Raw genomic sequence first — 2,504 nt, 5'->3', positions numbered from 1 at the left:
GCCCGGATCCTTTCGAGGATCCGGGCCTCTGTCGTATGCCGTCGCCCGGCCGCCGGTGCCGGGCTTGACCTTGACGCTGCGTAAAGATCTAGCGTTTCCGGCATGGAGTGGTCCATCCAGGAGATCGCCAGGCGGGCCGGCACCACGAGCCGGACGCTCCGGCACTACGGGGACGTCGGTCTCCTCGTGCCGAGCCGCACGGGCGCCAACGGCTACCGCTATTACGACCAGGAGGCCCTGGTCAGGCTCCAGCGCATCCTGCTGCTGCGGGAACTGGGGCTCTCGCTGCCCGCCATCAAGGACGTACTGGAGGGGCAGCGGGACACCGCCGCCGCGCTCCGGGCCCATCTGCGGCTGCTGGAGGGGGAGCGGGAGCGCATCGGGCGGCAGATCGCCTCGGTCCGGACCACGCTCCACAGGACCGAGCAAGGGGAGGAACTCATGGCCGAGGAAGTGCTGGACGGCTTCGACCACACGGCGTACGAGCAGGAGGTCACCGAGCGCTGGGGCCGGGAGGCGTACGCGCGGAGCGACCGGTGGTGGCGGGGGCTGGGCGAGGCGGAGCGTGCCGCCTTCCGGGGCGAGCACGACGCCCTCGCCCGTGCGTACGGGGAGGCCAGGGCGGCCGGTCTGGAGGCCGGCGACGACGCGGTGCAGGAACTCGCGCGCCGGCACTGCGCCTGGCTGTCGGTGACCACGGAGGTGACCCGCGCGTACGTGAGCGGCCTCGCCGAGATGTACGTCGCCGATCCGCGCTTCGGGAGGAACTACGATCGCTACGGGGACGGAACCGCCGTCTTCGTACGGGACGCACTGACGATCTACGCGCGGCACCGGCTCTCCGACTGACCACCGGACGGCGGGACCTGCGGCGCGCTCCTCCCTTCGGCCGATGGCGGCTCGCCGTTCGGCGCGGCTCCGGCCGGTGCGGGTGGCGCGCGGTACCGTCCGCACCCGTGGGTGGAGCCGGCAGGAGTGCACAGGTGGGGAAGCGGGACGTACGGCGGGGGAGCGATGCCGGGAGTGCGCGTTCCCGGCGGTTCGTGCGCGCGCTGCCCGCTCTGATGATCTGCGCCGGGGTGGCCTTCGACCTCCTGACGCCTGCCGTGGTCACCGCCGTGCCGCTCTTCGCCGCCGCCCCGCTGATCGCCGCCCCCTTCTTCTCGCTGGCCAGCACGGTCCGCGTCGGGGTGACCTCGATCCTCGTGGTGCTCGGGATCCGGATCTCCGACGGGGCTCTCGGCCGGGTCGTGCCGGTCACCGACCTGCTCACGCTGGTCACGGTCGCCGCGCTCTCCCTCGTCATCAACCGCGTCGTGCGCCGCAGGAACGAACAGCTGGCCTCGGCCAGGGTCATCGCGGAGACCGCGATGCGCGCGGTGCTCCCGACGCCCGAGGACCGGATCGGCGGGCTGCTGGTCGCGGCCCGGTACGAGGCGGCCCAGGCGGACGAGTTCGTCGGCGGCGACCTGTACGCCGTGGCGGACACGCCGTTCGGGGTGCGCCTGGTCCTCGGGGACGTACGGGGCAAGGGGCTGGACGCCGTGGCGGCGGTGGCCGTCGTGATCGGCGCGTTCCGGGAGGCCGCCGAGCAGGAGCTGTCGCTGGAGGGGGTCGTCCAGCGGCTGGAGCGGGCGCTGGCCCGTGAGGGGTCGCGGCGGGGCGGGCTCGACTCCATGGAGGGGTTCGTCACCGCCGTCCTGGCGGAGATCCCGTCCGGCTCGGACACCCTGCGCGTCGTCAACCGGGGGCACCCCGAGCCGCTGGTGCTGCACCAGGACGGGGCGCTCGACGTGCTGTCGCCGACGGTGCCCGCCCTGCCGCTGGGAATGGGGCTCGGCGCGTGGCCGGACCGGTCGGACGAGTGGACGCTGCCTGCCGGGTCGATGTTCCTGGCGTTCACCGACGGGCTGTCGGAGGCGCGGGACGCGAAGGGCGCCTTCTACGATCCGGCGGCCCGGCTGCGCGGCCGGATCTTCCCGGGGCCCGACGAGCTGCTGTCCGCGCTCACCGACGACGTACGGCTGCACACCGGTGGCCGGTCCACGGACGACCTGGCGCTCCTCGCGGTCGGCCGTCCCGCGCGGGGTCAGCAGGAGCGGCGGACGACGGTGAAGATCGTGGGGCGGGACAGTGGATGATCCGTCGCGACGGTCGGTAGTCGAAAGACCTCGCTCCGCATAACATTTGACGCACCGTCAGAAACTGTCCCCCGGCCGATGGGCTCTCAAGTCGCCCGGTTGCGCCCGTTTGACCCCTGAAAGTCCAGGCCAGGGTCCTGACTGATGTACGGGAACAGCTTGGAATCGGACCCGGGTGTCTATTAACGTTCGATAACGCAGCGCGGTTGTACCCGCCGTCGCAAGAGACGGCACCGTGCGCAGCGCCGAATTCCGCAAGGGAACCGGGGAACCACCTACATGGGGTGAATCGGACACCTGTGTCTCGTGAGAGGCAGAGGCGCCCGTAGGAGACCTTCCTGCTCCGAACCCGTCAGCTAACCC

At 71.9% G+C, this 2,504-nt stretch carries 2 protein-coding genes and 1 riboswitch; both genes read left to right on the top strand.

Annotation, left to right across the window (positions count from 1 at the left end; all coding sequences use genetic code 11):
• Positions 1–102: 102 nt before the first annotated feature.
• The gene (locus JKV81_RS07540) at positions 103–849 is read left to right on the top strand and encodes a MerR family transcriptional regulator (RefSeq protein WP_202075228.1); all 747 of its coding nucleotides are present in this window, start codon (positions 103–105) and stop codon (positions 847–849) included.
• A 134-nt stretch (positions 850–983) separates the two neighbouring features.
• The gene (locus tag JKV81_RS07535) at positions 984–2,141 is read left to right on the top strand and encodes a PP2C family protein-serine/threonine phosphatase (protein ID WP_129264754.1); all 1,158 of its coding nucleotides are present in this window, start codon (positions 984–986) and stop codon (positions 2,139–2,141) included.
• Between the two features lie 233 nt (positions 2,142–2,374).
• A riboswitch (cyclic di-AMP (ydaO/yuaA leader) is annotated at positions 2,375–2,504 on the top strand. This riboswitch is flagged as partial in the annotation.

This window comes from Streptomyces silvae (genome assembly GCF_016745505.1).
GTDB classification, from domain to species: domain Bacteria; phylum Actinomycetota; class Actinomycetes; order Streptomycetales; family Streptomycetaceae; genus Streptomyces; species Streptomyces silvae.
The sequence above is the reverse complement of the archived record's forward strand: the minus strand, read 5'-3'. Positions and strand labels throughout refer to the sequence as shown.

What these genes read in the sequence shown, in the direction of transcription:
- JKV81_RS07540 (WP_202075228.1), top strand. Translation starts at nt 103, where the DNA reads ATGGAGTGGTCCATCCAGGAGATCGCCAGGCGGGCCGGCACCACGAGC.